23 protein-coding genes and 1 rRNA gene are annotated in these 26,819 nt (G+C 61.2%); 13 read left to right on the forward strand and 11 right to left on the reverse strand.

Annotated elements, in window-relative coordinates:
• Positions 1 to 2: 2 nt before the first annotated feature.
• From QWZ03_RS01265 to QWZ03_RS01275, 3 genes are all read right to left on the reverse strand, one after another.
• Complete coding sequence (locus QWZ03_RS01265) at positions 3 to 392, reverse strand: response regulator (protein WP_290331067.1); 390 nt, start codon at positions 390 to 392, stop codon at positions 3 to 5.
• Positions 389 to 3,622, reverse strand: coding sequence for a PAS domain S-box protein (locus QWZ03_RS01270; RefSeq protein WP_290331068.1), 3,234 nt, complete (start codon positions 3,620 to 3,622; stop codon positions 389 to 391). Before QWZ03_RS01270 ends, QWZ03_RS01265 begins: the two co-directional genes overlap by 4 nt.
• A 66-nt stretch (positions 3,623 to 3,688) precedes the next feature.
• Positions 3,689 to 4,333, reverse strand: coding sequence for a response regulator (locus QWZ03_RS01275; RefSeq protein WP_290331070.1), 645 nt, complete (start codon positions 4,331 to 4,333; stop codon positions 3,689 to 3,691).
• Between the two features lie 137 nt (positions 4,334 to 4,470).
• On the opposite strand from QWZ03_RS01275, the gene QWZ03_RS01280 reads away from it, so the two are divergent.
• From QWZ03_RS01280 to QWZ03_RS01290, 3 genes are read left to right on the forward strand one after another with little or no spacing between them, the layout of a single operon-like run.
• A complete protein-coding gene (locus QWZ03_RS01280; RefSeq protein ID WP_290331071.1) occupies positions 4,471 to 5,685 on the forward strand; it encodes an HD-GYP domain-containing protein in 1,215 nt (404 codons plus the stop codon).
• 32 nt (positions 5,686 to 5,717) lie between these two features.
• Entirely contained in the window at positions 5,718 to 7,754 is a 2,037-nt protein-coding gene (locus QWZ03_RS01285) for a methyl-accepting chemotaxis protein (protein WP_290331072.1), read from the forward strand.
• A gap of 2 nt (positions 7,755 to 7,756) precedes the next feature.
• Positions 7,757 to 8,200, forward strand: a complete 444-nt coding sequence (locus QWZ03_RS01290; RefSeq protein WP_290331073.1) for a hypothetical protein — start codon at positions 7,757 to 7,759, stop codon at positions 8,198 to 8,200.
• Between the two features lie 19 nt (positions 8,201 to 8,219).
• Here QWZ03_RS01290 and QWZ03_RS01295 read toward each other — a convergent pair whose 3' ends face one another.
• Positions 8,220 to 9,692 (reverse strand): aminotransferase-like domain-containing protein, encoded by a 1,473-nt coding sequence (locus QWZ03_RS01295; protein WP_290331074.1) that lies wholly within the window; start codon positions 9,690 to 9,692, stop codon positions 8,220 to 8,222.
• Between the two features lie 208 nt (positions 9,693 to 9,900).
• Here QWZ03_RS01295 and QWZ03_RS01300 point away from each other — a divergent pair, with 208 nt between their 5' ends.
• The 8 genes from QWZ03_RS01300 to QWZ03_RS01335 all read left to right on the forward strand — a co-directional run bounded on the left by QWZ03_RS01300 (position 9,901) and on the right by QWZ03_RS01335 (position 17,641).
• The gene (locus QWZ03_RS01300; RefSeq protein ID WP_290331075.1) at positions 9,901 to 10,185 is read left to right on the forward strand and encodes a DUF2917 domain-containing protein; all 285 of its coding nucleotides are present in this window, start codon (positions 9,901 to 9,903) and stop codon (positions 10,183 to 10,185) included.
• Positions 10,186 to 10,278: 93 nt separating this feature from the next.
• Positions 10,279 to 10,764 carry an RDD family protein gene (locus QWZ03_RS01305; protein WP_290331076.1) on the forward strand — a complete coding sequence of 162 codons (486 nt, stop codon included), beginning with the start codon at positions 10,279 to 10,281 and terminating at the stop codon, positions 10,762 to 10,764.
• Positions 10,764 to 11,447 (forward strand): RDD family protein, encoded by a 684-nt coding sequence (locus QWZ03_RS01310; RefSeq protein ID WP_290331077.1) that lies wholly within the window; start codon positions 10,764 to 10,766, stop codon positions 11,445 to 11,447. The genes QWZ03_RS01305 and QWZ03_RS01310 overlap by 1 nt, the downstream gene beginning before the upstream one ends.
• Positions 11,444 to 12,400 carry a stage II sporulation protein M gene (locus QWZ03_RS01315; protein WP_290331078.1) on the forward strand — a complete coding sequence of 319 codons (957 nt, stop codon included), beginning with the start codon at positions 11,444 to 11,446 and terminating at the stop codon, positions 12,398 to 12,400. The genes QWZ03_RS01310 and QWZ03_RS01315 overlap by 4 nt, the downstream gene beginning before the upstream one ends.
• On the forward strand, positions 12,390 to 13,979 hold the full coding sequence (locus tag QWZ03_RS01320; protein WP_290331079.1) for a hypothetical protein: 1,590 nt from the start codon (positions 12,390 to 12,392) through the stop codon (positions 13,977 to 13,979). The genes QWZ03_RS01315 and QWZ03_RS01320 overlap by 11 nt, the downstream gene beginning before the upstream one ends.
• Positions 13,976 to 15,367, forward strand: coding sequence for a DUF4350 domain-containing protein (locus tag QWZ03_RS01325; RefSeq protein ID WP_290331080.1), 1,392 nt, complete (start codon positions 13,976 to 13,978; stop codon positions 15,365 to 15,367). Before QWZ03_RS01320 ends, QWZ03_RS01325 begins: the two co-directional genes overlap by 4 nt.
• On the forward strand, positions 15,357 to 16,340 hold the full coding sequence (locus tag QWZ03_RS01330; RefSeq protein ID WP_290331081.1) for an AAA family ATPase: 984 nt from the start codon (positions 15,357 to 15,359) through the stop codon (positions 16,338 to 16,340). The genes QWZ03_RS01325 and QWZ03_RS01330 overlap by 11 nt, the downstream gene beginning before the upstream one ends.
• Complete coding sequence (locus QWZ03_RS01335) at positions 16,337 to 17,641, forward strand: DUF58 domain-containing protein (RefSeq protein ID WP_284197905.1); 1,305 nt, start codon at positions 16,337 to 16,339, stop codon at positions 17,639 to 17,641. The genes QWZ03_RS01330 and QWZ03_RS01335 overlap by 4 nt, the downstream gene beginning before the upstream one ends.
• A gap of 262 nt (positions 17,642 to 17,903) precedes the next feature.
• Here the strand turns inward: QWZ03_RS01335 and QWZ03_RS01340 are convergent, their stop codons facing one another.
• From QWZ03_RS01340 to QWZ03_RS01365, 6 genes are all read right to left on the reverse strand, one after another.
• A complete protein-coding gene (locus QWZ03_RS01340) occupies positions 17,904 to 18,779 on the reverse strand; it encodes an HAD family acid phosphatase (protein WP_290331082.1) in 876 nt (291 codons plus the stop codon).
• A 200-nt stretch (positions 18,780 to 18,979) separates the two neighbouring features.
• A complete protein-coding gene (locus QWZ03_RS01345) occupies positions 18,980 to 19,516 on the reverse strand; it encodes a GNAT family N-acetyltransferase (RefSeq protein ID WP_290331083.1) in 537 nt (178 codons plus the stop codon).
• A 269-nt stretch (positions 19,517 to 19,785) separates the two neighbouring features.
• Positions 19,786 to 20,181: a hypothetical protein gene (locus tag QWZ03_RS01350; protein ID WP_290331084.1), complete on the reverse strand. Its 396-nt coding sequence runs from the start codon at positions 20,179 to 20,181 to the stop codon at positions 19,786 to 19,788.
• Positions 20,182 to 20,386: 205 nt separating this feature from the next.
• Positions 20,387 to 21,949, reverse strand: coding sequence for a SpoVR family protein (locus QWZ03_RS01355; RefSeq protein WP_290331085.1), 1,563 nt, complete (start codon positions 21,947 to 21,949; stop codon positions 20,387 to 20,389).
• Positions 21,946 to 23,217, reverse strand: a complete 1,272-nt coding sequence (locus QWZ03_RS01360) for a YeaH/YhbH family protein (RefSeq protein WP_284197910.1) — start codon at positions 23,215 to 23,217, stop codon at positions 21,946 to 21,948. The genes QWZ03_RS01355 and QWZ03_RS01360 overlap by 4 nt, the downstream gene beginning before the upstream one ends.
• Before the next feature lie 75 nt (positions 23,218 to 23,292).
• Positions 23,293 to 25,215, reverse strand: coding sequence for a PrkA family serine protein kinase (locus tag QWZ03_RS01365; protein ID WP_290331086.1), 1,923 nt, complete (start codon positions 25,213 to 25,215; stop codon positions 23,293 to 23,295).
• 228 nt (positions 25,216 to 25,443) lie between these two features.
• Here QWZ03_RS01365 and QWZ03_RS01370 point away from each other — a divergent pair, with 228 nt between their 5' ends.
• Together QWZ03_RS01370 and QWZ03_RS01375 are read left to right on the forward strand one after the other, a co-directional pair.
• Entirely contained in the window at positions 25,444 to 26,031 is a 588-nt protein-coding gene (locus QWZ03_RS01370; RefSeq protein WP_284197912.1) for a LexA family protein, read from the forward strand.
• A 32-nt stretch (positions 26,032 to 26,063) separates the two neighbouring features.
• The gene (locus tag QWZ03_RS01375; protein ID WP_308447496.1) at positions 26,064 to 26,369 is read left to right on the forward strand and encodes a cupin domain-containing protein; all 306 of its coding nucleotides are present in this window, start codon (positions 26,064 to 26,066) and stop codon (positions 26,367 to 26,369) included.
• 353 nt (positions 26,370 to 26,722) lie between these two features.
• Here QWZ03_RS01375 and rrf read toward each other — a convergent pair.
• Positions 26,723 to 26,819, reverse strand: a 5S ribosomal RNA gene (gene rrf, locus QWZ03_RS21035); the annotation flags it as partial.

The raw sequence follows: 26,819 nt of genomic DNA on the forward strand, positions 1-26,819 counted from the left end.
GCTCATTGCGGTTGCCCCGACCAGAGCCGCTCCAGCTCGCCGCCCAGCGTCATGGGGTCGAACGGTTTGGCTATCACCCCCAAGGCGCCCTGAGACTTGAGCACCGCCACCTCGGCAGGCTGCACCTTGGCGGTCATGAAAATCGCCGGCAGCCGTTCAAATCCGAATTGCTCGCGCAAGTGCTGCAAGGTGGTCGGGCCATCCATGCCGGGCATCATGACATCCAGCAGTGCCAGTTGTGGACGAAAGCGCTGCAGTGCCGCCACGGCCGCCCTGCCCGAGTCACAGACTTCCACCTGATAGCCCCCCACCAGTTCCAGCGCCAGCTTGACGACGGTCTGGATGGAAGGGTCATCCTCCACGTACAGGATGCGCTGCAAGGGCATGTTCATGGTGTGTCTTCCTGCCCACGGCGCTGCCGCAGTTTCTGATTGATCAAGTCGGCCATGGCTTCCACGCTGCCATCCTTGGGTAAGCGCTGCAGCGCTCCCGTCAGGCCGGTATCCAGCGCCGCCTCTGAAGTGTGCAAGATAATCTCCGGGCGCAGTGGCAAGCCATACAACAGAGGCAGCAAGGCCAGTCCATCGCCATCCGGCAATGCCGGGTCCAGCAGCACCAGGTCATAATCACGGCAGCACAGCATATGGCGTGCTGCCGTCAGGGTATCGGCACCGTCCAAAGCCACACCCTGCGGCAAGACTGCACCCAACTGGGTTTGCAGTGCCCTATCATGGTCAATCAGCAATACCTGGGCCGAGCGCAAACCCACCAGCACACGACGCAGGCTCGCCAATAACTGTTGGGGTTCCAAGGGCCAGGGCAAGCGGGCATCTACTGGCATTGCCGTTGGGGTATCACCAAGCAACAGAATGGCCCTGGCCTGATGGTCTCGGGACATGATCTGCTCCAGCCGCCCCTCGCCGCCGCTAACCGCACGCGGTCCCACCAAGGCCACGCCAAAGCGTCCGCTTTCCCAACGCAGTAGCGCCTCGTTGGCCTCGTACACCAGTTCCACCGGGAAGCCCGCCTCCACCAGCGGTCGCGCCAGTTGCGCGGCGCAGCTTTCATCCTGTTCCAACAGCAGTATCCGGGGCGCCAGCGAGGGCGGTCGCATATCCGCCGGCCCAGTCGGCAAGCCCTGCAAAGGCAAGCTCAGCCAGAAACAACTGCCCGCCCCTTCACTGCTGTCGCAGCCGATTTCTCCATGCATCTGCGCCATCAGCGACTTGCATATCGCCAACCCAAGGCCCGTGCCGTCGCGACGGCGGGCGTCGGTGGAATCCGCCTGACTGAAGCGCTCAAACAACTTGTCTCGAAACGCTGGCGCAATGCCTGGGCCGTGGTCGCAGACCTCGATACGCAAGCGCGTGCCATCGCGCATGACGGAGACTTCCACCCCGCCGCCAGAGTGCGAGAACTTGATGGCATTCGATAGCAGATTGGCCATCACCTGGCCAAAGCGATCGACATCAACCTCCACCAGCGCACCATTGACCTGGCCAAAGCACTGCAGGCGTACACCATGGTGGTCGGCGTAGCCCTGATTATCGGCCAGCGCCTGCTCCAGCAGCGGCATGACCTCGGTGCATTGCGCGCGCAGGGTCAACTGGCCGGCATCGATGCGCTCTATGTCCAGGATATCGTTGATCAACCGCACCAGCCGCTCGGCATTCTGCAGGGCGATCCTGACCAGTTCATTGGCCCGCTCCGGTAACGCACCGCCTATCCCGCCTGCCACCAGGCCCAACGAACCGCGGATGGAGGTGAGTGGCGTACGCAGTTCATGGCTGACGATGGAGACAAACTCGCGCTTGAGCTTGTCCACCTTGCGAAATTCCGAGAGATCATGCGCCACACCCAGGTAGCCATTGATCTCCCCTAGCTCATCGCGCAGCGGCGTCACCGAGAGCAGCACCGGAATGCGCCGGCCATCCTTGCGGATATAGCTCCACTCACGCTCCTCCACGCCTTCAAGACGGGCCTTGGTCACGAATACTTCAAACCCCACCGGGATGGGCTCGCCCAACTCAACCGACAGCACAGCCGCCCGGGCCACTACCTCCTGCAGATCATGAAACCGTGCTGGCGTCGCCTTACCCACCATTTCTGCTGCCGTGAAGCCCAGCATCTGCTCGGCGCCCCGGTTGAAACTGCGTATCAAGCCACTACGGTCAGTGGAAATAATGGAATAGGCCGTGCCATCCAGCACGGCATTCTGCAGGGACAGCGCCTCGCGCAGTAGCTGCTCCCGCTCACGCCGCGCAGTAATGTCCTCTATCGACCCCACAAAGCCGCCACGTCCCTCTGATGCCGCCGTCAGCTCGGCGCGATTGCTGACCCAGAGCAAACGGCCATCAGGGCAAAGATAGCGGTACTCCATGGCGAAAGATTCACCCCGCCCGACGGCTTGCAGCCAGGCTCGGCTGACAGCCTCGCGGTCATCGGGATGCAGCAGCGTGATCCAGGCCTGACTCAGTAAACGTACCGCCGGTACGCCAAGCAATTGAGTGTAGGCAGGATTTACATAGCTGAGCTGACCTGTGGCGTCGGCCACATAAAGCCCTACTGGCGATGCCAGATCGATCAACCGAAGACGCTGGGCCGTCCCCGTCAACTCATCCTCGGCCGACCGCCGCCTGGTCTCCTGGCTAGCCAGGCGCAGCATCAGCCAACTAGTACACAGCAAAAGCAGCAATGTCGCACCGGCAAGTACGGTGGCGTAGCGCCGCCAGTCTGCAAATGTCGCAACGTCGGTGCGGGATGCCGCAATCACAAACGGATACTCACCGACACGCTGGGCAAACAATAGTCGCCGCTGATTGTCCACCGTGCTGTCCAGCACGGCAAAACCTTGCTCCTTATTGCTCAGCAATTGGGTGAAAATCTCATCGTTGCTGTAGGAGAGCCCGATGGAATTGGCCACCTGCGGCCAACGCGCCAGCAAGGTGCCGTCTGCACGAAACAGGGAGACGGCAGTACCCTCGCCCAGATCGATGGACCGGTAAAACTGCTGTACGACGTTGGGATCGATGGCTGCCCCGACGATACCATCGAACTGCCCATGTTCATCTTCCATACGCAGGGACAAGGCTACCCCCCACTGCCCGTCGATGCGGGACTGCCGGGGTTCAGCCACATGCAGCTTGTTAGAGTCGTGTAGCAAGTGGGCGCGAAAGCTGGAGGTATCCGAGATGGCCAAGCGGGGTGTAGGGGTCAGCGAATGGCCGATGATTTCAGAGCTGGCATTGGTCAACACCATGGACCGTATCTGCGGTACGCCAGCTATGCGCTGGCGGAAATGTTCATGCAAATAGGCCGGGGTCTGCACTTCACCCGCCTGCTTGGCACGCATCAGCCCTTCCCTGGTATCACGCAATACGATATCGACACTCCGTATCATGTCGCGTGTCTGCCCGGCCAGCAGATGGCCCAGGTTCGCCAATTCGCGCTCTGACTGCCCCAAGGCTTGTTGCCGCATCAGGTAAAGCACCGCGGCGAGACCTGTCAGTGCCGTGAATGCCAACAAGCAGTACACAAGCAGGAACCGCCGAGCCACCGGGTGGCGCCACACACTGCCAGAGCTAGCCGACTGCAGCATATTGGGAAGGATGAGTTCGTTCATCTGTACAGGCTGCGGCAAAACAAGCTGGATGTCAGCTAGGCAAGCACCTAGTTGCCCGCTTGTCGATCAACGTCCGCCCACCAGCCCCATCCTGGCAGCGTAGCGCGCCAAGCCCGGAATATCCCTGATCCCCAGGCGCTCGCTGAGCTTGGCGCGGTGAAATTCCACAGTCTTGGGGCTCACTTCCATGGCTCGTGCGATCTGCTTGAGCGTCAAACCATCGGCCAGGCCCCGCAACACTTCGATCTGCCTGGCCGTCAGCAAGGGTTCCTCACTGCCCTCCAGTGCTTGATGTATGGCTTCCGGCAGGCCTGGGCTCAGGTAACGCTCGCCCCGCATGACGGTTTGCAAGGCGCCCGCCAGGTCATCCAGCAGAAAATCCTTGAGCAAATAGCCATCAGCCCCCGCCCGCAACGCCTCGACCACCGCATCCTTGTCCGACAGGCCAGAGAGATACAGCAGGCGCACTCCCGGCAGGCTGCCCGCTACCCGCAGCACCACCTCGATGCCCGACAGGCCGGGCATGGCGATATCCACCAGCGCCAGATCCGGCTCCAGCGCCAGGACGGCAGCCACCGCTGCTATCCCCTCGTCCGCCTCGGCCACTACCTCGTGGCCTAGCTCCTCCACCAAGGCGCGTATGCCTTTGCGTACCAGCAAGTGGTCATCGGCGATCACCACCCTGTATCGCGGCGATTTGGCTTCCTGCATAGCCACCTTATTGGTTCGTCATAAACCAGATGCACGCGCACTAGGCATCGACCTAGTTACCCCGTCCCATGGTGCCGCGCAGAATGCACCGCATGCACCCCCTCATCAAATCCCGCCGCAAAGCATCGGAGCAATCCATGATCAAGCATGTCCCCTGTCAGGAGCTGAAAGTCGGCATGTATGTCCATGATCTGGGCGTGGATTGGTCAGCTCATCCCTTTATGCGCTCGCAGTTCAGGCTGGAGAGCGAGCACGACATACAGACCATATTAGCCTGTGGAATCCGCACTGTTGCCATAGATACCGAACTGGGGCTGGACGCCCCCCATGCGCAAACCGACGAAGAGCTGCAGCGGCAGCTGGACAAGGAGATGCTGGCCGTGGCGCAGGCCAAGCCCATCGTCGTGCAGCAGGTATCGCTACAAGAAGAGATAGGCCGCGCCCGCAACCTGCGCGGCCAGGCCACCCGGCTGGTCAAGAACGTGATGCGCGATGCCCGCCTGGGCCACGCCATACGGCTGGAAGAAGTCGAACCCATGGTGACTGCGCTGACAGAATCCATGCTGCGTAACCCAGGCGCCCTGATTGGGCTCTCGCATATCAAGAACAAGGACGAATACACCTTCCTGCACTCGGTCAGCGTGGGCACGCTGATGATCGCCTTTACCCTGTCGGCAGGCTTTGACATCCAGACCGTGCACCAGGCGGGCCTCGGTGGACTGCTGCACGATACCGGCAAGGCCTTGGTGCCGGACGAGATACTGAACAAGCCCGGTCGACTCACCGACGAGGAGTTCACCATCATCAAACGCCATCCCATGGATGGCTTTGAGCTGCTGCGGCAAAGTGAAGGGATAGATGAAATCCCGCTGGATATCACCTTGCACCATCACGAGCGCATTGATGGATCGGGCTATCCCCACAGGCTGACCGCCGACAACATCAGCACCCTGGCGCGCATGGCCGCCATAGTCGACGTCTACGACGCCATCACTGCTGACCGTTGCTACCACAAGGGCATGCCCCCCACCGAGGCGCTGCGCAAGATATTCGAGTGGAGCAAGACTCACCTGGACCCCGATCTGGTCAAGGCCTTCACCCGCTGCATCGGCATCTACCCGGTCGGCACCCTGGTGCTGCTGGAAAGCGGCCGGCTGGGCATCGTGGTGGAACACCACCCCGACAGCCTGCTGCAGCCCAAGCTCAAGGTGTTCTACGACACCCAGAAACGGCACTACCTCACCCCGCAGATCGTCGACCTGTCGCGCCCCATGGGCCGCGGTGGCGCCGACGCCATTACCGGACACGAAAAAGCAGAGAAGTGGGGCATCGACCTCGCCAAGTTCAACTGACACTCCTCCCGAGAAGCAACAAGGAAGCCATCATGTTCTCCACACTGCTACGCCCTGCCATCAAACTGTCACGAGCGCTCAGTTATCGGCGCAAATTCCTGCTGATCTTTCTGGTTTCGGTGCTGCCCGGCTTGTTCCTACTGATCAATGCCGCCATACACAGCTATGCCGACATACAGCGAGACCAGGCTGAGCTGGCAGGCGCCGAATATGTCAAGACGCTCACGCCCCTCGCTAACGCCATAGCCAGCCACCGTGGCGCAACCACAACCTATCTGAATGGCGACAACTCGCTCGAAAGCGTGGCGCGTGAATCTGCAGCAGAGGCCGACAGCGTGCTAGCCAAATTGGCCGCGCAGGAAAAACTCATGCATGCCGACCAATGGAGGGACAAGGTCAACGCCATCACCAGCAACTGGCAGCAACTCAAGGTGGATTGGCGCAGCAAGAGCGCCGCCGAGAACTTTGAAGCCCATACCCGCCTGATTGCCCTGATCAACGAGTATCGCCACCATGTCGCAGGTGACACGGGGCTGTTGCTGGACCCACAGGCCGATGCCTACTACCTGATAGTGACCATGGTGGACCAGATACCCCGCCTTCGTGAGCGGCTGGCACAAACCCGTGGCTTGCTTGCTGCCATGGCCGCCAAGGGGGTAGACGAACGCACTCTGGGCAAGCTGGATGCCTTGCTGAATCACGAAGTGGTTTCGAACATCGATCGCATCGACAACGATATCGAGCTGATTGAGGACTTTCACCCCGAGCTGAGCACCAAGCTCAATGCAGAATGGGAACCCGCCAAGCAAGCCATTACCGCGTTGCGGGAGGAATTAAGCAAGCAAGTGCTGCAAACCGGCACCTTGGGTCAGGATGCATCGGGCTACTTCAGGCAGATCAGTACCACGCTGGCTGGGCTGGATAGCTTCTACAACCTGATGTACGAGCATGTCGTCCATGATGGCCTGTCGAAACGGCTTGCCCAGGAGAAAAGGATGCTCATCGCCCAGATTTCAGTGGCCCTGACCGTGCTGCTGCTGGTTGGCTGGCTTATCGCGGGTTTCGCCCGCGACCTGACCCTGCGAGCCGAGGCGCTCGAGGCAGACATGGCACGCCTGTCAGATGGCGACTTCACTGCACTGCCAGCGGTCAAGGGCAACGACGAAATGAGCCATATCGCCCACAGTGCCGGCAAGCTGGCGGCGAAGCTGGGCAGCACCATGCGCGATATCCAGGCCAATGCCCGCGAACTGATGGCGGCGGCCAGCAATGTGGCCAGCATCAGCACCCAGGTAGCCAGCTCGACCAGCGAACAGAGCAATGCGGCAGCGGCCATGGCCGCGGCGGTAGAGGAGTTGACAGTCAGCATCAGCCATATGTCGGACAATGCAGACGATGCCCACCGGCTCTCCACCGATTCGGGCAAGGCCTCCAGCGAAGGCGGCTCGGTTATCAACCAGACAGTAGAGAGCATGGAGCAGATTGCGCAAGCCGTGCGCAGTGCCTCCAGCAATGTCAGTGCCTTGGGCAAGGACGCCGAGGCCATCAGCGGCATCGTGGGCGTCATCAAGGAAATCGCCGACCAGACCAATCTGTTGGCACTGAATGCCGCCATCGAGGCCGCTCGCGCTGGTGAAACCGGCCGTGGCTTTGCGGTGGTGGCCGACGAGGTACGCAAACTGGCTGAACGCACCACCGCGTCCACCAAGCAGATAGGCGAGATGGTGGCCCGCATCCAGCAAGGCACACAGGGCGTGGTGGATGGCATGGGCGAGGGTGTCGAACAGGTGGAAAGCGGAGTGGATCTGGCCAGCCAGGCGGGATCGGCCATCGCCCAGATACGCGAGGGCTCGGCCCGCGTGGTGGAGGTGGTCAGCGAGATTACCGCTTCGCTGAAAGAGCAATCGTCGGTTGCGCATGAAGTAGCCGGCAAGGTCGAGACCATCGCCCAGATGTCTGAGCAGAATACCCAGGCAGCAGAATCGTCTGCAGCAACAGCCGAGCAATTGCGCGGCCTGGCCATGGGCTTGGAACAAAAAGTCTCGACCTTCCGTTTCAATGAGGCCTGACCATGCGCCACGAACACTATGCCGATACCGCGCCAGCCGACGCTACGGCGGTCGATACTGCGGCAGCCGATGCTGCGGCAGCCATGACAGCGTCGGAAGCCCCCATCACGTCGGAGGAGGCCATACACAAACTCAATACCCTGGTCTATGAGCTGGCTGAAATGAACAAGCAATTGTCCATCGACATGCTGATGCTAAGGCGCGAGGCCGATGCCGACCTCGCCATCATCAGTGCCCTGATACTGACGCACCCTGACGCCGAGAACCTGACCCGCGCTTGGGGGCAGTTCACCTCTGTCACCCGTGCCGAGAGCCTGATCTTCTCGGCACGGCACCCGCGCGGTGCCCATGAATACGTACAACTGGCCGGCAAGGCCTTTGAGGGCCGTATCCGCTACTGGCGCTGCGTACTCGATGCCCGCACTGGGCTGGATCAAGACGCCTGATCTGCATGGAGTTAAGCCATCAGCCCAGCTCGAACAAGGCATGGCTATCACTGTTCGATCGTACCGATGCGGCATCCAGCTGCCGGTGCACCAGTTCCCCTAGTCGCCGGAGTCTGGCCTCGACCTGGTCCGACCACGGCTCGCCCGCGCAAAGGCGCAGATAGTTGCGGTAGGCATGGCGGGCCGAGAACAACGGGCCCGGAGCAAAACTGATACCTTCGTCCGCCGACTGCCGCAGCAAGGCCGTGCTATCTGCGCCCTGGGGTAGCTCCACCCAGCACAGGTAGCCGCCCTTGGGCTGGGTCCAGCGGGTGCCTGCCGGGAAATACCTGTCCAGCCCGTCATTCAACCTGGCCAGCTGGTTATTGCACAGCTTGCGCAAGCGCCGCATATGGTGATCGTAGCCGCCGCTTTCCAGAAAACGCGCCAGCGTGGCCTGGGTAATGGCAGGGGTGGAGAAGGTATTGATGTACTTCAGTATTTCTACCCTGGAGCGGTAACGGCCAGGGGCTATCCAGCCCACCCGCATGCCGGGCGCCACCAGCTTGGTATAGCTGGCCACGTACAGCACATTGCCGGTTTCATCAAAGGCCTTAGCCGGCCTGGGTCGTTCGCGCCCTTGGTAAAACTCGCCATAGATATCGTCCTCGATCAGCGGCACCTGCCGCTCGGCCAGCAGGCGTACCAACTGCTGCTTGGCCGTATCGCTCATCAGGCTGCCGGTGGGGTTGCTGAAGTTGGGCATCAGCACGCAGGCCGCCACACCGCCATCACGGGTCGCCAGCTCCAGCGCCGGCAAGGAGATGCCATGCTCGGGATCGGTGGGTATCTCCAGGGCCTTGAGCCCCATGGACTCGAACAACTGCAGCAGCCCGAAATAGGTGGGCGACTCCACCGCCACCACATCACCCGGCTGAGTGGTGGCCCGTAGCGCCAGATTGAGCGCCTCTATGCCGCCCGCCGTGATCTGCACGTCATCGGCGCTGAGCCGTCCACCCCACTCCATGGCATGCCGTGCCACCTGCCGCCGCAGCACCTCCAGCCCCCGGGTGCCACCGTACTCCGACAGCAAGGTGGGCGACTGCCGCAATGCCTCGTTCATCAGCTTCTGCAACTGGCTGTTGGGAAAGCACTCCGGTGCCATCACCGCATAGCAAAAGCCATGCTGCTTGCCGCGCGTCAGTTGCAGGTAGTCCCACAGGCGCCGGTTGACCGTCACGGCGGCAGGTTCGGTAGAGGGGCGTGAGGTAGGCGGCGGTTCGACCAGCTTGTGCCGCACAAAAAAGCCAGATTGCGGCCTTGCCTCGATCAGCCCCCGGTCTTCCAGCAGGCGAAAAGCCTCGGTGACGGTCGACAGGCTGACGCCACGCTTGTCGCGTAGCTCCCGCAGGCTGGGGAGCTTGTCACCGGCACGCAAGGTGCCCGTCGCCATCTGCGCAGCAATTTCGTCTGCCAGGGCGACATAGAGGGTTGCGGCTCGCTCGTTGGACATGGCGCGCATCCTTGGATGGTGGAGAAGCATATTGCACCGCAGCATCCCAACCGCCAAGAAACAGTTGCCACCGAAATACACCATGACAGTTGGCGACTGCCCGGTACTGACACGGCAAAAACCAGCACAGTCTGGCTCTAAAAAGACTTGCCCAGGCGGCGTACGCTGGCCTCACCTGGCAAAGGCCGGGTTAAACCGGAGAACCATCATGTCGCAACACCATACTTTACAAGCTGATTCGCTATTGACCCTGCCTGCCCGCCGCGGCGCCTGCCTGTGGGTGGAGAGCGGCACCGTCTGGTTCACCGCTGACGGTGCCGATGTGGTGCTGGCGGCAGGACAACGCTACTGGATAGAAGAAGACGAACCGCTGCTGCTGCAAGCCATGCGCCCTAGCCGTGTACGCTTGACCGAGCCCCTGCGAGCCGCCCCCGCCATCAGCGGCCTGGAAAGATTGCGCCGTTACCTGCAAAATGTATTAAGTCAAGGCTGAATCTTGCCACTGTCATTTTTTGCTGCTGCCCGGCTAGAATGAGGGTTGTCTGCAATCATGCTGGACAACATCTACCTAACCAGGGAGGAAGTAATGGATCAATCGAATCCGTATGCAGCCAGCACGGTTGCTTTGGACACCCCAGCCGGCCAGCAGGTTCTGGCCGACCGCGGCGCCCGCCTTGTCGCCGTCCTCATTGATGGTTTTGCCGTTCTGGCCTGCATGCTGCCTTTTGGCTTGGCGTTTATGGTTGGCGACGGCACCGGTGCTGTGGCTGGCATCGCCGGCGGCATCTCCGGCCTGGCCGTCATCGGCCTAGTGATCTACCAACTGATGATGTTGCATCGCCAGGGCCAGACCATAGGCAAGCGCGCCATGAAGGTTCGCATCGTGCGCACCGATGGCAGCCATTGCGGTATTGGCCGACTGATTGCACTGCGCTGGTTGGTTCCCGCCCTTATCGGCGCCATCCCTCTGGTTGGTGGCCTGTTCAGCCTGCTGGACCCACTGATGATCTTCCGCGAAAACCGTCTGTGCCTGCACGACAACATCGCTGACACCAAGGTAGTACAAGCCTGATGCTGGATGGGCGTCTTGCCCTGCTGACACCAGAGGGCATACGCCTTTCGCTCACGCCTGCCGGGCCGGTCAGGCGTGCTTTCGCCTGGACGATTGATTTCGTGCTGTGGCTGATCGCCGTGATCGTGATCGCGATCGCCATACGGTTTGCCATGGGCGATAGCAATCTGGGCGAAGGCTTGTTTCTGGTGGTGCTGTTCCTCAGCTACTGGGGCTACCCGATACTGTGCGAAGTCTATGCAGGCGGCAAAACCCTGGGCAAGCGCTGGATGGGGCTGGAAGTCGTCCGTGAGGACGGCCTGCCGGTAGGCTGGCGCGAATCCTCGCTGCGCAACCTGCTGCTGGTCGCCGATTTCCTGCCCATGATGTATGCCACCGGCCTGCTCTGCATGCTGTTTGACCACCGGTTCCGCCGCCTCGGCGATCTGGTTGCCGGCACGTTGGTGATCTACAGCCCCAAGACCCGCGCCCGCAAGGCTGCGCAGTCTGGTGAGGCGCATCCGCTGCCCTTCCCCCTGACACCCGAACAACAACGCGCCCTGATCGACCTGGTCGAGCGTGCCGAGCACTTGCCGCCTTCGCGCTGTCTTGAGCTGGCCGACCTGGCAGAGCCCCTTACCGGCCTGCGCGGCGAAGCCTCTCTGGCCCGCCTGCGCGCCTATGTTGCTGGATTGACCCGATGAAGCAGGCCCTGTTCGAAGCCCAGCACGAAGCCTTGTGGCAGCGTGTCGCCACCCTGCTGGCAGACAAGCAGCCCAGCAACGAGACCCAGCTGCCTGCACTCTACCGCCAGCTCTGCCAGAGCATGGCTCTGGCCAGGCAGCGCGGCTACTCGCCCCTGCTGACCGAACACCTGCATGGCCTGGTACTGGCCATGCATCGCAAACTCTACGGCACGCCGCTGGAGCGACCCATGACCCTGCGCCGCTGGCTGGGCGTGGAGTTCCCCCGCCGCGTGCGGCAGGAATGGCGGCTCGTACTGCTGGTCTGCCTGGCCTTCTGGGGCGTTGCCGCAGCGGTAGGGCTGCTGGTCTGGTTCCAGCCGCATTGGGCCTATAGCTGGATGGATTGGCAAGAGCTAACTCGCTACGAATCCATGTACAGCCCGAGCAAGGAGCACATCGGCCGCGATGGCAGCGACGACGATGTGATGATGTTCGGCTTCTATATCTGGAACAATGTCTCCATCTGCTTCCGCACCTTTGCCGGCGGCCTGTTCGGCGGCATACCCGCGTTGTTCAGCCTGGTATTCAATGGCATGCATTTTGGCGTGATCGCCGCCTGGCTCAGCCGCGACCCGGCGGTGGCCGAGGTGTTCTGGTCCTTTGTCATCACCCATGCCAGCTTCGAGATCACCGGCCTGCTGCTATCCGGCGTGGCCGGCCTGCGGCTGGGCCTGACCCTGATACGCCCAGGCCGCCTGAGCCGCCGCCACGCGCTGATCAGCGCCAGCCGGCATATTTTCCCGGTACTGGTGGGTGCCGCCTTGCTGACGGCCCTGGCAGCCTTCTTCGAAGGCTTCTGGTCAGCCTCCAGCCTGATTCCCCCCACGACCAAATTCATTGTCGGCGGTATCTGCTGGGCCCTGGTCATTGGCTTCTTCGTGTTTGCCGGACGGGGGCAGCATGAGGCTTGATCGACTGCAGCTTGATCTGCGGCCTCGCTCGCACAGCCAGGCGCTGGACCTGGGCGTGGCATTGCTGCGGCAATCGTATTTCACCTGCTACGCCACCTGGCTGGCCTTATGGCTGCCCTTGAACCTGCTCTGTGGCCTGCTGGCCTGGCAGTATCAGGATTGGGCTTTTTTCTTTCTGGTCATCCCATGGTGGCTGCGCCCCCTGCTGGAGCGTGTCATCGTCTTGGTGCTGTCGCGTGCCGTATTCGGCCAGCAACTGAGCTGGTGGCAGGCCCTGCGCGCCTGGCCCAAGGAGTTAGGCGGTGGCTGGTTCCGCGTGCTGACCTGGTGGCGGCTCTTTATGCCGGGTCGTGGCCTATACCAACCCATCTGGCAGTTGGAGCAAGCCCGTGGCCGCTTTGCCGCTGATCGCCGGCGCGTACTGGGCCGCGATGGCGCCGGCCCTGCCGCCTACTGGTTTGGCATCGCCTGCGTTCACTTTGAGGCTGTGCTCCAGATAGGCCTGATCTCGCTGATCGGCCTGTTTACCGCACCGCCCGATGCCATGAACCCGCTGTGGATGCTGTTCGATCAGGAAATCGCCCAGTCGCAGCCGGTTTTCCTGATGAGCCTGGCCTGCTATGCCATCGCGGTCGGCATCATGGCGCCCATCTATACGGCCTGCTGCTTCACGCTCTACCTGAACCGCCGGGCCGAACTCGAAGCCTGGGATATCGAAATCATCCTGCGCCGCCTGGCACAGGAGCGCCAGGGCAGCAAATCACTCAAGCTACCCACAGTAGGCCATACCCTGGCCGTGCTGCTGGCGGTCATGCTTATCCTGCCGCAGGCCGTGCAGGCCGCACCGCAGTGCGAACCGCCCGAAGACAAAAAGGTGGAAGCCGACCTGATAGCCAGGCAGCGCACTCCCGCGCAATCCACCGAACAACAGGCGATACGTGCGGAACTGGACAAGGTTTATGCCCACGACGACCTGCGCGGCTACCGCTGTGTGCAAACCTGGACGGCCAAGAACAAGACGCCCAAGGAACCGGAAAAGGAAGACAAGGACGAGGAGGACAAGGGCAAGCGCAGTGAGAAGGTGCCCGACTGGGCTTCCGACCTGACCAAGGCCATCCTCATACTCGGCGCTATCGCCCTGGTCGCCTGGCTGCTCTACCGCTACCGCGACCGCATAGTCGGTGCCTTCCAGCAGGCAGAGACCCGCAAGCTGCCCGGCGAGGTGGCCGGCATGGACATACGGCCGGAATCCCTGCCCGATGACATTCCTACTGCCGTCAGGAAACTGTGGGCAGAAGGACAGCAACGCAACGCGCTGGGCCTGCTCTACCGTGCCACCTTGTCGCGGCTGGTACACCAATACGCACTGGCACTGACCCAGGGCGCCACCGAGGGCGACTGCGTGAAGCTGGCACAGCAAGCCCATCAGCAAGGCGAACTACCCGCCGATACCCTGGCCCTGACCCAGGACATCACCCGCATCTGGCTGGCTGCAGCCTATGCGCAGCAATGGCCATCCGATGCCGCGCTTGATAGCAGCTGTAGCCGCTGGCAACAAACGTTTGGCGGTGCCGCATGAACGCCCCACAACGCAATCAGGTCTTGCTGACCGTGCTATCGCTGATGCTCTGCGCCGTCAGCGTCTGGGCCTGGTTTCACTATATGGAACGCACCTGGCAGAGCAGCCACTATCGCAGCGAAGCGGCCCTCAGCAACCCCATGCTGGCCGCTGAGCGTCTGCTTACCGCCAGGGGCCAGAAGGTGGTGGTGCACAACAACCTGACTGGCGCCCTGCGCCGGACTCCGGACGCAGGCGTCATCCTGGTGGCCAACAACGTCAATGTGATGACGCCCACCCAGGCCCAACAACTGCTGGCATGGGTGGCCAAGGGTGGCGTGCTGATCAACACGGCGGACACACGGGCCAACTCCGAAGCCAATGCCAGCGAGGTCGCACCGCTGAGCACGCAGTTTGATACCTGGCTGGAATTCACCGATAGCGGCGATGAAGACGCCGCCCAGGCAGCGGAGCCCACCGAGGCAGACAGCGCGGCCGAAACGACAGCGGAGACGCCAGCCGAGGCCGCCCCCAGCGATGATGGCGAAACCGGTGAGCCGGCCATAACGGATGACGCTGCCGCACCGCCCGAGGCGGCGCCTGACACCGCAGAGCCCGCCACAGACGGCACCGAGCCCGCCCCGGAAGAGGCCGAAGCACCCGCACCAGCCCCTGCGCCCAAAGCCAAGCTGCCCCGCAATATGGTGGAGCTGCAGCTGCCCAGCTTGCCCTACCCACTCCGCCTGTTCCGCCAGGGTGGTTATCTGGACTGGGGTGGTGATGCCCCCGAGCCCGAATGGGGCGATACCGACGGCGAACATGTACGGGCCTACCGCCACGGCAAGGGGCAGGTGATCTTGCTCAGCCATATGCCGTTTGATAACGACAACCTGCGTGAGGCCGACCACGGCGAACTGCTGGTGGCGCTGGCCGGCCATGGCAACGCCGACAAGCCGTTCTGGATTGTGCAGGGCCTGGACATGCCCACCTGGCAGGAAGCCCTGTGGGCCTACGTGCCGCTGGGCCTGGTCAGCCTGGGGCTGGCCCTGTTGCTATGGCTGTGGTCTGCCGTCATGCGGTTCGGCCCGCTGCTGCCCGACCCACAGACTGACCGCCGTGCGCTGATGGAACATATCGACGCCAGCGGCCGCTGGCTATGGCATGCCCGCAATGGCCGCATCACCCTGCTACAGGCCATGCGCAACGCCACGCTGGCCCAGCTGCTGCGCCGCTCGCCCGATCTGCAGCGGCTGCAGCCTGATGCGCTGGCGCAGCACCTGGCCGAACGCCATAAACTGCCATTGGAACTGGTGGAGCTGGCCCTGCACAAGGCCCCGGCGAACCACCCCATGGATTTCTTCCGACAAATTCAAACCCTGCAAACCTTGAGAACCAGCCATGAGCGATAGCGCCCCCGCATCCGACCGTTTCACCCAGGCCGTCGAGATCGTCCGCCGCCTCCGCGAGGAGATCAGCCATGCCGTGATCGGCCAGCAGGCCGTTGTAGACCAGATACTGGCCTGCTTCCTCGCCGGTGGCCATGTGCTGCTGGAAGGCGTGCCTGGCCTGGGCAAGACCCTGCTGGTGCGCGCACTGGCCAAGACCTTCTCCGGCGACTTCTCGCGCATCCAGTTCACGCCCGATCTGATGCCAGCCGACGTCATGGGCCACGCCGTGTTCGATCTGAAGAACCAGACCTTCAGCATACGTCGCGGCCCGGTGTTTACCAGCCTGTTGCTGGCCGATGAAATCAACCGTGCCCCGGCCAAGACCCAATCCGCCCTGCTGGAAGTCATGCAGGAACGCCAGGTCACCATCGAAGGCGAGTCGCATACCCTGGCAGCCCCCTTCATGGTGCTGGCCACTCAGAACCCACTGGAGCAGGAAGGCACCTATCCGCTGCCGGAAGCCCAGCTGGACCGCTTCCTGATCAAGATCCTGATCGCCTACCCCAGCGAGACCGAAGAACTGACCATGCTGCGCGCCGTCACCCAGGGCCGCCTGGGCGACAGCCTGGACGTGGCCAACGTCGCCACCCTGATCAAGGCCGACACGGTGGTGGCCCTGCAGCAGCTGGTAGCGCAGATCCGGGTGGATGATGCCGTCGCTGAGTACGCCGTGCGCATCGTGCGCGCCAGCCGCGACTGGCCAGGCCTCGCCATTGGTGCCGGCCCGCGTGGCAGCATCGCGCTGATACGGGTGGCGCGCGCCATGGCCGTGATGGCCGGCCGCGACTTTGTCACCCCCGACGATGTGAAGACCGCAGCCCTGCCGGTATTGCGGCATCGCGTTGCGCTGGCGCCCGAAAGCGAACTGGAAGGCCTGAGCGCCGACCAGTTGCTGGCGAGCCTGTTGGAACAAACACCCGCCCCCCGCGCATGACACCCAGCCGTCTATTGATCTGGCTGGTCATAGGCTGGGCCGCACTGGGCCTGGCGGCCGGCCCCTTGCCGCAACTGGCGCTGGTCTGGTGGATAGCCGGCGGCGCCCTGTGCCTGGCGGCGCTGCTCGACGCCATCCTGGGCTGGCGCCCACCCCAGTTGCGGCTGGAGCGGCTGACCAAGCCCATCTGGCCGGTAGGCCATTGGGGCGAGGTCGCCCTGGTACTGCACCACGAAGGCGGCCGCAGCGCCCGGCTAACACTGTTCGACGGCTACCCAGCCGGCTGGGAGCTGGTGGGCTTGCCCCACCCCACCCGTTTAAGGGCAGGCCGGTTTGTCCGCTTCGTCTACCAACTGCGAGCGCCAGAACGCGGCGAGGCGCAGTTTGCACCGGCCCATGTCCAGCTGACCTCACCGCTGTCGCTATGGCAGCGTCGCCTGCGCTTGGGCGAAGCCAGCACTATCAAGGTCTTCCCTGATTTCTCCAAGATCATGGGCCACACCCTGACCGCCACCGACCAGCGCCTGCCCCAGCTGGGCAGCATACGCAAACGGCGGCGCGGCGAAGGCACCGATTTCCGCCAGCTACGCGAATACCGCCAAGGCGACAGCATGCGCGCCATAGACTGGAAGGCCACCGCCCGCCAGCTCAAGCCCATCAGCCGGGAATACCAGGAGGAGCGCGACCAGCAGGTGGTCTTTCTGCTCGACAGCGGCCGGCGCATGCTGGCCCGCGACGGCGACACCTCGCATTTTGACCATGCCCTCAATGCCGTCCTGACCCTATCGTGGGTGGCCCAAAAACAGGGCGACGCCATCGGCCTGATGAGCTTTGGCCAGGAGGAACGCTGGATGGCCCCCCAGAAGGGCCGTGGCGGCCTGGACAGGCTGATCTCGGGCGTATATGACCTACATGCCGGCGAAGTGGCGCCCGATTACCTGCAGGCCGCGCAACGCCTGCTGGACAGGCTGAAGAAGCGCGCCTTCGTGGTACTGATCACCAATCTGCGCGACGAAGACGACAACGCCATGCGCGAGGCACACCGCCTGCTCTCAGGCAAGCATCTGGTCATGTGTGCCAGCCTGCGCGAAGCCTCGCTGGACGACACCCAGGCCGCCGCGGTGCCGGATTTCAACGGTGCACTCAGGTTGGCAGCCACCGAGCACTACCTGGCAGAGCGGCGCGAAGCCATCAAGCGCCTGCGCATGCCCGCCCACAGCCTGATCGATGTGACGCCACAAAGGCTGGCCGCCTCGTTGGTGGATCGCTATCTGGCGATCAAGGAGAGTGGGCAGTTGTAGTGGGGATAAGGCCGGCGTTGCTGGCCGCTTCCTGGCTTGGCAGATATGGCTTACGGCAAGCTATGCAGCCTGTTACCAAGGCAGCCGAAGCAATTTCCGCTCGCGCAGCGTTACCCGGATACCCCCTATCCATCACACTAGCCAGCGACAACTGGCACGCCAGTCAACGAGCACTGTGGTTTCTACCAAGGGGCTCCCGTAACGCTGCGAAAGCATGATTACGGGAGCCCTTCATGTAGTTGCCCATCCAGCCCCGCAATAATCAGGGATTCACCACCGCTGGCTCAGCCACCTTGGCCGGTGCCCACTGCCAAGGCTTCAGCGAACCATAGCGCTTGCCCAGATTGTTACCCAGAGCGCGGAGCGACGAGCCATACATGGGGTTGCTCAGCACAAACCAGCTACGGCCCCAGTTGGCGGCATGTTGTTCGGGCTGGTAGGTGGTGCGGTCGATAAAGTCATTCAGGTCATCGCCCACCAACATGGCGATACGATAGCGATTTGCCAGCAGCTGACGGCGCACGCCCTTGCCATCCCATTCGGCACGCTGGTGCTTGAGCAGCATGTCGGCATTGTCGGGCCGGTAGCCTAGTTCGGCTTCCAGGTTGTCCAGGGTAGCCTGCAGTTGTGGGCAGGTCTTGGCCCACCCCTGTGCATCGTAGCCGCCCTGCTTCTCGCAGTTGCGGTTGGTCACATACAGCACCTTGAACCCCATGCGGCGGGCGGCGCTGATGAATGCTTTGGCCCCAGGCACGGCGGTGGCCTTGCGCTCAGCCACCCAGGCATCCCACGACGGTTCGGAGTACGGCAGCCCGCTGGCAACCTGCCAGGCGTTGTAAGGGCTGTTGTCGAGTACGGTCTCGTCGATATCCAGTATCACCGCTGGCGGCAAGCGCTTGTAACCGGCTACTGCCAGTTGTTCAGGCAAGGCGGTGATGGCCTTGTTGCGCTTGAGCCGGGCCAATTGGTCCGTTGCTGCACGGTAGGTCTGTTCGCCATTGGCTTGCGACTCCGCTGCAGCCTGGTACCACACCACGGCGTTCAGTTGCTCCCGTTCCGCCATCGGTGGCTCGGCAGCCTGCAGCGACAACGACGACATAAGGGCGATGGCGCCACACGATAGATACCGGGTCCGCATGTAATGCTCCAAGAAAAGCGGCTAAGCAAGCCGTCCGGTATTAATCGGGCCGGCTTCGCAGCATGAGTGTGAAAAGGGGCGCAGTATAGCCGAAGCTTCTGGCGCATTCAGCACGGCGATGACAGTTGGCGGCGCATCCGGCCATCTGATCTGGCCAGGTGCGGCCAAGGCCACTAAATCCTTGATACCAAGCCGTATTTTCAGCCCCAGGCGCCATCGCCTGGCGGCTGTAGCCAATGCCGCATCAGCAAGCCGTCGTAATAGCGGCCATCCATCTGCGTATCCCGCTCCAGCACCGCCAGGCAGGTAAAGCCGGCTGCTTCGTAGAGCTTCACTGCGGCGGTATTGTCGGCCCGTACCATCAGGTAGGCGATCTCCAGCAAGCCCTGCGCTCGTGCGGCCTGCAAGGTCGCTGCCAGCAGCAGCCTACCCACGCCCTTGCCGCGTGCAGCGGGATGCACCCCCATATTCAGGTCTGCCGTATGGTGCAGCCTGGCTTGCTGCCGGGGCATCAACAGTATGTAGCCCAGCAGTGTATCCGCTTCATGGGCCACCAGCGCCACGGCGCCCGGCATGGCCAGCCAGTCCTGCCGCTGCTGTACAAAGGCCTCGAAGTCCGGGAATTTGTCCTCGAATGTCTCACTCATGGCATCCGACGTGGCATAGACCTCGCGCATCAGTGCATGAACGGCTGTTGCAGGCCAGTTAGCCAAGGGGGAGGTGATGATGGCCGTCATGGTGACTCCGGATTCAGGCAGGCAAGCCGCCAAGCACTCATTGCCCACGCCACCTGCCGCTTACCTATCGCCTGATAATGTTGAGCACACGGGATAGATGGCAATAGGGCTGCCTCACGACATCAAGCGATCCCCGTCCCCAAGCCATACACCGGCTTGCGCTGGCGATGACCGTGATGACAACCGGCCGGTGAACCAAGACCCTGTATGCGCGAACACCTACACCGTCGTCCGATCTTGGCTCAGCCAGTCGAATGACACGGCTTGCCCTAGATACGCTTTTTCGCCCCAAGCAGACCGACTTGATAGCCTGCCGCTCTCAGCGCCTTGGTCGCCCGCATGCTCAAGGTAATCATGATGATCAAACTGACGAGGGGAAGTAGCATGGCAATCGCGTAGACAATTCTTGAGAACAGCGAGCCGCCCAAGCCTTTATCCACGCGCACTGCGCCATAGATCGAGACTGCCGCAATCGCGAGGGCCACTACCAACGACAGGACAGGATCCACCTGTGCGCGTAACACTCCCGTCAATAGGGCCGCTATAAACATGTAGATCAAGATCCGCTGCCCGGACGCAACAGCATCCATGCGTTCATAGTCTATCGAATCAGGGGCTATCGAATTGGTGATCTGGGACTTGGGTGCGGCGTAGGGATTAGTCATCGGGAAGTATCAGCCTAAGGGTACGGCGCGCGGCAACCACGACCAGCCAACGGGGCGGGCAAAGCAGCCGCCCCCTCTGCTAGCGGCGCAAAAGAGCCTAATTATACCGATACCCGTACAGCATACTGCGTAGATCAGAATGGCCCATACCCGCGCCCGCCAGGCTGGCGAGGTGTCTCGACGAGGGAGCCTCAATTAGCGCCCCTCATCCCCCATGGCGCTTCTCCAACTTGCACTCATAGGTCAGTATCACCTTGCCCTCGGGATCGCAGCTTTCCAGCTTCACCGAAAAGCCCCACAGCCTGGCGATATGCTTGAGTACCTCGTGTACCGTATTGGCCAAGGGCCGGCGGTGGTTCTGCACATGCCGCAGCGTCAGCGCACGGTCGCCCCGTACATTGACTTCCCACACCTGGATATTCGGCTCGCGATTACCCAAGTTGTACTGATCGGCCAGCTTGCGCCGTATATCGCGATAACCGTCTTCATTGTGGATGGCGCTGACTTCCAGCTGCGCCTCCTGGTCGTCGTCCTTCACCGCAAACAGGCGAAAGTCGCGTATCAGCTTGGGCGAGAGGTATTGCGCGATAAAGCTCTCGTCCTTGAAGTTCTTCATGGCGAACTCCAGCGCGGGCCGCCATGCAGTCCCGGCCAGGTCGGGGAACCAATGCCTGTCTTCCTCGGTGGGCTGCTCGCAGATACGCTTGATATCGGTGTACATGGCAAACCCCAGTGCATAGGGATTGATGCCCGAGTAGTAACGACTGGTCACCGGTGGCTGATAGACCACATTGGTATGCGAGTGCAGGAACTCCATGATGGCGCCATCGCTGAGCAGGCCTTCATCATATAGCCGGTTCATGATGGTGTAATGCCAGAAGGTGGCCCAGCCCTCATTCATGACCTGGGTCTGCCGCTGTGGATAGAAATACTGTGCCACCTTGCGCACAATGCGAACCACTTCACGCTGCCAGGGCTCCAGCAAGGGGGCGTACTTCTCGATAAAGTACAGCAGGTTTTCCTGCGGCTCGGACGGGAAGCGCCGTTGTTCGGTCTTCTCGGCCTCTTCGGCACGGCGCGGCAAGGTACGCCACAGATCGTTCACCTGGCTCTGCAGATACGACTCGCGCTCGCTCTGGCGTATCCGCTCTTCCTCCACCGATAGCTTGGGCGGCCGTTTGTAACGGTCCACGCCATAGTTCATCAGGGCATGGCAGCTATCCAGCAGCTCTTCCACAGCATCCACGCCATAGCGCTCCTCGCACTGGCGGATATAGTGCCGGGCAAACACCAGGTAATCGATGATGGCACTGGCGTCGGTCCAGGCCCGGAACAGGTAGTTACCCTTGAAGAAACTGTTGTGGCCAAAGGCTGCATGGGCAATCACCAGGGCCTGCATGGTGATGGAGTTCTCCTCCATTAGATAGGAGATGCAGGGATTGGAGTTGATGACGATCTCGTAGGCCAGCCCCATCTGGCCTCGCTTGTAGCCCTTCTCGGTCTGCAGGAAGTGTTTACCGTAACTCCAGTGGTGATACATCACCGGCATACCGACCGAAGCATAGGCATCCATCATCTGCTCGGCCGTGATGATTTCCAGCTGGTTGGGATAGGTATCCAGCTCGAAGTCCTCCGCCACCCGGCGTATCTCGCTGTAGTACTTGTCTATCAGCTCGAAAGTCCATTCCGACCCGGTGGACAGCGGTCCCTTGGGCCGCTTGGCGCGTTTGCGCTTGGCACTGCTGGGAGAGGCTATGGTGTCAGTCATGCGGCCGCCGTATTCTTCTTGAACAGGTCGCGAAACACCGGGTAGATATCCGCCGGTGACTGGATCTTGCGCATGGCAAACTGCGCGCACGCATCTCTTACCTTTTCGTACTCCATCCACAGGTTCTGCGGCTCACCCTCCGTAATTTCGATATAGGCGTAGTACTGCACCATGGGCAGGATGTGCCCCAGCAGCAAATCCTTGCACACCAGCGAGTCGCTATCCCAGTTGTCACCATCGCTGGCCTGAGCGACATAGATATTCCAGTCGTTGGTGGGATAGCGCTCGGTAATGATCTGGTCCACCAGCTTGAGCGCCGAGCTGACCACCGTGCCACCGGTATCGCGGGCGTGAAAGAAATCGTGCTCATTCACCTCCTGCGCCTGGGTGTGGTGGCGCACAAACACCACCTCTATCTTCTCGTAGGCGCGGGTCAGGAAGAGATACAGCAGGATGAAGAAGCGCTTGGCCGTATCCTTCTTCTGCTCATCCATCGAGCCCGATACGTCCATCACGCAGAACATCACCGCCTGGGTATGCGGCCGTGGTTGTTTCACCCGGTTGCTGTAGCGCAAGTCAAACGGGTCGATGAAGGGAATGCCAATGATGCGGGTCTTGAGCGAGTGGATTTCGTCCCTCAGGGCGCGCACTGCCGGGTCGTCCTCGTCGCTGCGTTCCAGCAAGACGTCCAATTCTTCCCGTGCCTCATTGAGCCTGGCCATGGGCCCCGCTGTCAGGGCAATACGCCGCCCCAGTGCCCCTTTGAGTGAACGCACCACATCGATATTGGAAGGCGTACCGTCGGTACTGTAGCCCGCCCGTACGTTCTTGAACGCCTGGGTGGCGGTCAGCTGGGTCTTGACCAGGTTGGGCAGCTCCAGGTCGTCAAAGAAAAAGTTGAGAAACTCCTCACGGCTCAGTTCGAAGACGAAATCATCTTCGCCCTCACCATCCTGCGAAGCCTTGCCTGAACCACTACCGCCACCGCCCTCTTCCGGCCGGTCTATATGGTCGCCCTGCAGGTACTCCTTGTTGCCGGGGTGTACCGTCTCCCACACTCCGCCTCGGGCATGGCCAAATACCGGTTCCGATACATCCTTGACCGGGATGGATACCTTCTCGCCGCTGTCGATATCAGTGATGGAGCGGCCCTTGACCGCCCGAGTCACCGCTTCCTTGATCTGCCCCTTGAAGCGCCGCAAGAAGCGCTCCCGGTTGATGGCAGACTTGTTCTTGCCATTGAGTCTTCGATCTATCAGGTGAACCATACCGTGCTCCCTCCTGGCGGGGTTGCAACGCCAAGGCGGGGATTGCGCCCGCCTCGCCCTTTGCACCTCACCGCATCAGGAAGACTTCCTTACACGCAGATACCAATCGCACAGCAGGCGCACCTGTTTGGCGGTATAGCCCTTGGCCACCATGCGATTGACGAAGTCCTCATGCTTCTTGGCATCCTCGTTGCTGCCCTTGGCATTGAACGAGATCACCGGCAGCAGCTCCTCGGTGTTCGAGAACATCTTCTTCTCGATCACGGCCCGCAGCTTCTCATAGCTGGTCCAGGTCGGGTTCTTGCCACCGTTGTTCGCCCTGGCCCGCAACACGAAATTGACGATCTCGTTGCGGAAGTCCTTGGGGTTGCTGATACCGGCCGGCTTCTCTATCTTCTCCAGCTCATTGTTGAGCGCATTGCGGTCAAAACTCTCGCCGGTATCCGGGTCACGGTATTCCTGATCCTGTATCCAGAAATCGGCAAAGGTCACATAGCGGTCAAAGATATTCTGGCCATACTCGGAGTAGCTCTCCAGATACGCGGTCTGAATCTCCTTACCAATGAACTCCACATAGCGTCCGGCCAGGTATTCCTTGATATAGGCCAGGTACTTCTGCTCGGTCTCCGGCGCAAACTGTTCGCGCTCCACCTGCTGCTCCAGCACATACAGCAGATGCACCGGGTTGGCCGCCACCTCGGAGTGATCGAAATTGAATACCTTGGACAGTATCTTGAAAGCCCAGCGGGTAGAGAGGCCATCCATGCCCTCGTCCACCCCGGCAAAGTCGCGATACTCCTGAATGGATTTGGCCTTGGGATCGGTATCCTTGAGGTTCTCGCCGTCGTAGACCTGCATCTTGGAAAAGACGCTGGAGTTCTCCGGGTCCTTGAGTCGGGAGAGTATGGAAAACTGCGACATCATCTTGAGCGTGCCGGGAGCGCAGGGCGCATTGTGCAATGAGGAGTTGCGCACCAGCTTCTCGTAGATCTTCACCTCTTCGCTGACACGGAGGCAGTAAGGCACCTTGACGATGTAGATACGATCAAGGAAAGCCTCATTGTTCTTGTTGTTCTTGAACTGCTTCCATTCCGATTCATTGGAGTGGGCCAACACTATGCCGTCAAACGGTATCGCCCCAAAGCCCTCAGTACCCTTGAAATTGCCCTCCTGGGTAGCCGTCAGCAAGGGGTGCAGCACCTTGATGGGTGCCTTGAACATTTCCACAAACTCCAGCAGGCCCTGGTTGGCCAGGCACAGCCCGCCCGAGTAGCTGTAGGCGTCCGGGTCATCCTGCGCATACTTCTCCAGCTTGCGGATATCCACCTTACCGGTCAGCGACGAAATGTCCTGGTTGTTCTCATCTCCCGGCTCAGTCTTGGCCACGGCGATCTGCTTGAGTACCGAGGGGTAACGTTTGACCACGCGGAACTGGTCCACGTCGCCATTGAACTCCTGTAGCCGCTTCACTGCCCATGGGCTGGGTATGCACTTGATATAGCGGCGCGGTATGCCGTACTGTTCTTCCAGAATGGGGCCGTCTTCAGCCTCATTGAACAAGCCCAGCGGCGACTCGTTCACCGGGCTGCCCTTGATGCAGTAGAACGGCACCCGCTCCATCAACTCCTTCAGCTTCTCGGCGATGGAAGACTTGCCGCCCCCCACCGGCCCCAACAGATACAGTATCTGCTTGCGCTCTTCCAAGCCCTGCGCCGCATGGCGGAAATAGGCCACCACCTGCTCTATGACTTCCTCCATGCCGTAGAACTCACGGAAGGCGGGGTAGACCCGTATCATCTTGTTGGCGAACACGCGCGACAGACGGGAGTCGTTGCGGGTGTCGACCATTTCCGGCTCACCTATGGCCATCAGCATGCGCTCGGCAGCCGTGGCATAGGCTGCATGGTCGCGCTTGCACATTTCCAGGTACTCGCGCAGGCTCATTTCCTCCTCGCGGGTACGGTCATAACGGCTGCTGAAGTTGGCGAAGATATCCATTGCTACCCCTCTCGTTCAGGCATGTCTGGCATCGACATAGGTTTTGGAACGGTGCGCGGGCAAAAGTTCGCGCGAGGAATCGTGATTTGGTTTTATTGTTCTAAGCGGCGTCGGGCCTTGGTTTTGGTATAGCACATGCCAGCCGCTTGCCATGACATCACGCAGTACTTGCCAAGAGAACGTACGTTCTCTACAGTTGGCGAACATCCGTTCTCCAAGGCTAAATCCATGAATGAATTCGAACGCGACCTCGACTATCTCGGTCGGATGCAGGACTACTACGCCGACGAACGTTGCCTTCCGTCTTACGCACGGCTGATGAGCCTGCTCGGCTTTGCCAGCAAATCAGCCGTCTCCAAGCTGCTGTCACGGCTACAGCTGCAGGGCTTTCTGTCGCGCAGCAGCGACGGCGACTGGGTACCCACCGACCGCTTCTTCGAGCGCACGCTGTCCACCCAACCCGTGCCCGCCGGCATGCCCGTCGCCGCACGCGATGTCGGGGCCGACGCCTTCGTACTTGATCAGTACCTGATCAACCGGCCATCCCACACCCAGCTTATTCCGGTCAAGGGCGACTCCATGATCGATGCCGGCATCCATTCAGGCGACCTGGCGGTGATAGAACGGCGCAATGTGGCCAATGTAGGCGATATCGTCGTCGCCATCGTCGACAACGAATTCACGCTCAAGACCCTGGCCAAGGAAGGCGGCAAATACATCTTGCAACCCGCCAACCCCGCTTACCCCACCATACGGCCACAGGGCAATCTGGAAATCTTTGGCGTGATGGTGGGCCTAGTGCGTAAATACCGCTGAACTGACACTACTTGAAAGAACTGCAAACCCTTATGCCCATCCCGATGAATCTGATCAATCTGCTGGGCTGTGCAGACAGCCTGCCGCAGGCATGGCAATCCAGCATCATGGGGCGCGTTGGCGGCGCCAATATCAAGGTGCTGCGCATGGATGACATGGCCTACCCGGCAGAGACTCATGACTACGCAGAAGCGCTACTGGTACTGGAGGGGCAGATGCGCTTGAGTGTGGACGACGCACTCGTCGAAGTAGGCGCCGGCCAGCTTTACCTGGTACCAGCGGGCCTGCCACATGCAGTAGCGCCCGGCAGCCAGGGCACGCTAGTCATTATCGATTGAGGCCTTGGGCCCACCCATTTCAATAAGAGATAGTGCCATGTGGTGCCCAAGATGCGATCAAGGTGACATTGCGAAAGCAGTGATTAGGAAAACGGGACAGGTTATTTTTGTTTGCCAAGAATGTGAGGCTACTTGGTTTTCCTCTGAAGACATTAAGGCGACGGGGTTTGTTGATTTCGGTACTTACATGGAAAGTATCGGTTTGCCCCCCTTTGGGGCGAACTAGATGTTGGAAAGTCGTAACTTGGTCAGCATATCCAAGATCCGACAGGTCCTACGCCCCTGCCATCCCCAAACCCAAACCCCCAAAGCAAAAGCCCCAGACTCTGCTGAGTCTGGGGCTTTTAAGGGGAGCCTGGCGGTGACCTACTTTCACACGGGTAGTCCGCACTATCATCGGCGCTGCCTCGTTTCACGGTCCTGTTCGAGATGGGAAGGCGTGGGTCCAAG

It is taken from the genome of Chitinimonas viridis (genome assembly GCF_030409555.1).
GTDB classification, from domain to species: Bacteria; Pseudomonadota; Gammaproteobacteria; order Burkholderiales; family Chitinimonadaceae; genus Chitinimonas; species Chitinimonas viridis.

What these genes read in the sequence shown, in the direction of transcription:
- QWZ03_RS01265 (WP_290331067.1), bottom strand. Translation starts at nt 392, where the DNA reads ATGAACATGCCCTTGCAGCGCATCCTGTACGTGGAGGATGACCCTTCC.
- QWZ03_RS01270 (WP_290331068.1), bottom strand. Translation starts at nt 3,622, where the DNA reads ATGAACGAACTCATCCTTCCCAATATGCTGCAGTCGGCTAGCTCTGGC.
- QWZ03_RS01275 (WP_290331070.1), bottom strand. Translation starts at nt 4,333, where the DNA reads ATGCAGGAAGCCAAATCGCCGCGATACAGGGTGGTGATCGCCGATGAC.
- QWZ03_RS01280 (WP_290331071.1), top strand. Translation starts at nt 4,471, where the DNA reads ATGATCAAGCATGTCCCCTGTCAGGAGCTGAAAGTCGGCATGTATGTC.
- QWZ03_RS01285 (WP_290331072.1), top strand. Translation starts at nt 5,718, where the DNA reads ATGTTCTCCACACTGCTACGCCCTGCCATCAAACTGTCACGAGCGCTC.
- QWZ03_RS01290 (WP_290331073.1), top strand. Translation starts at nt 7,757, where the DNA reads ATGCGCCACGAACACTATGCCGATACCGCGCCAGCCGACGCTACGGCG.
- QWZ03_RS01295 (WP_290331074.1), bottom strand. Translation starts at nt 9,692, where the DNA reads ATGTCCAACGAGCGAGCCGCAACCCTCTATGTCGCCCTGGCAGACGAA.
- QWZ03_RS01300 (WP_290331075.1), top strand. Translation starts at nt 9,901, where the DNA reads ATGTCGCAACACCATACTTTACAAGCTGATTCGCTATTGACCCTGCCT.
- QWZ03_RS01305 (WP_290331076.1), top strand. Translation starts at nt 10,279, where the DNA reads ATGGATCAATCGAATCCGTATGCAGCCAGCACGGTTGCTTTGGACACC.
- QWZ03_RS01310 (WP_290331077.1), top strand. Translation starts at nt 10,764, where the DNA reads ATGCTGGATGGGCGTCTTGCCCTGCTGACACCAGAGGGCATACGCCTT.
- QWZ03_RS01315 (WP_290331078.1), top strand. Translation starts at nt 11,444, where the DNA reads ATGAAGCAGGCCCTGTTCGAAGCCCAGCACGAAGCCTTGTGGCAGCGT.
- QWZ03_RS01320 (WP_290331079.1), top strand. Translation starts at nt 12,390, where the DNA reads ATGAGGCTTGATCGACTGCAGCTTGATCTGCGGCCTCGCTCGCACAGC.
- QWZ03_RS01325 (WP_290331080.1), top strand. Translation starts at nt 13,976, where the DNA reads ATGAACGCCCCACAACGCAATCAGGTCTTGCTGACCGTGCTATCGCTG.
- QWZ03_RS01330 (WP_290331081.1), top strand. Translation starts at nt 15,357, where the DNA reads ATGAGCGATAGCGCCCCCGCATCCGACCGTTTCACCCAGGCCGTCGAG.
- QWZ03_RS01335 (WP_284197905.1), top strand. Translation starts at nt 16,337, where the DNA reads ATGACACCCAGCCGTCTATTGATCTGGCTGGTCATAGGCTGGGCCGCA.
- QWZ03_RS01340 (WP_290331082.1), bottom strand. Translation starts at nt 18,779, where the DNA reads ATGCGGACCCGGTATCTATCGTGTGGCGCCATCGCCCTTATGTCGTCG.
- QWZ03_RS01345 (WP_290331083.1), bottom strand. Translation starts at nt 19,516, where the DNA reads ATGACGGCCATCATCACCTCCCCCTTGGCTAACTGGCCTGCAACAGCC.
- QWZ03_RS01350 (WP_290331084.1), bottom strand. Translation starts at nt 20,181, where the DNA reads ATGACTAATCCCTACGCCGCACCCAAGTCCCAGATCACCAATTCGATA.
- QWZ03_RS01355 (WP_290331085.1), bottom strand. Translation starts at nt 21,949, where the DNA reads ATGACTGACACCATAGCCTCTCCCAGCAGTGCCAAGCGCAAACGCGCC.
- QWZ03_RS01360 (WP_284197910.1), bottom strand. Translation starts at nt 23,217, where the DNA reads ATGGTTCACCTGATAGATCGAAGACTCAATGGCAAGAACAAGTCTGCC.
- QWZ03_RS01365 (WP_290331086.1), bottom strand. Translation starts at nt 25,215, where the DNA reads ATGGATATCTTCGCCAACTTCAGCAGCCGTTATGACCGTACCCGCGAG.
- QWZ03_RS01370 (WP_284197912.1), top strand. Translation starts at nt 25,444, where the DNA reads ATGAATGAATTCGAACGCGACCTCGACTATCTCGGTCGGATGCAGGAC.
- QWZ03_RS01375 (WP_308447496.1), top strand. Translation starts at nt 26,064, where the DNA reads ATGCCCATCCCGATGAATCTGATCAATCTGCTGGGCTGTGCAGACAGC.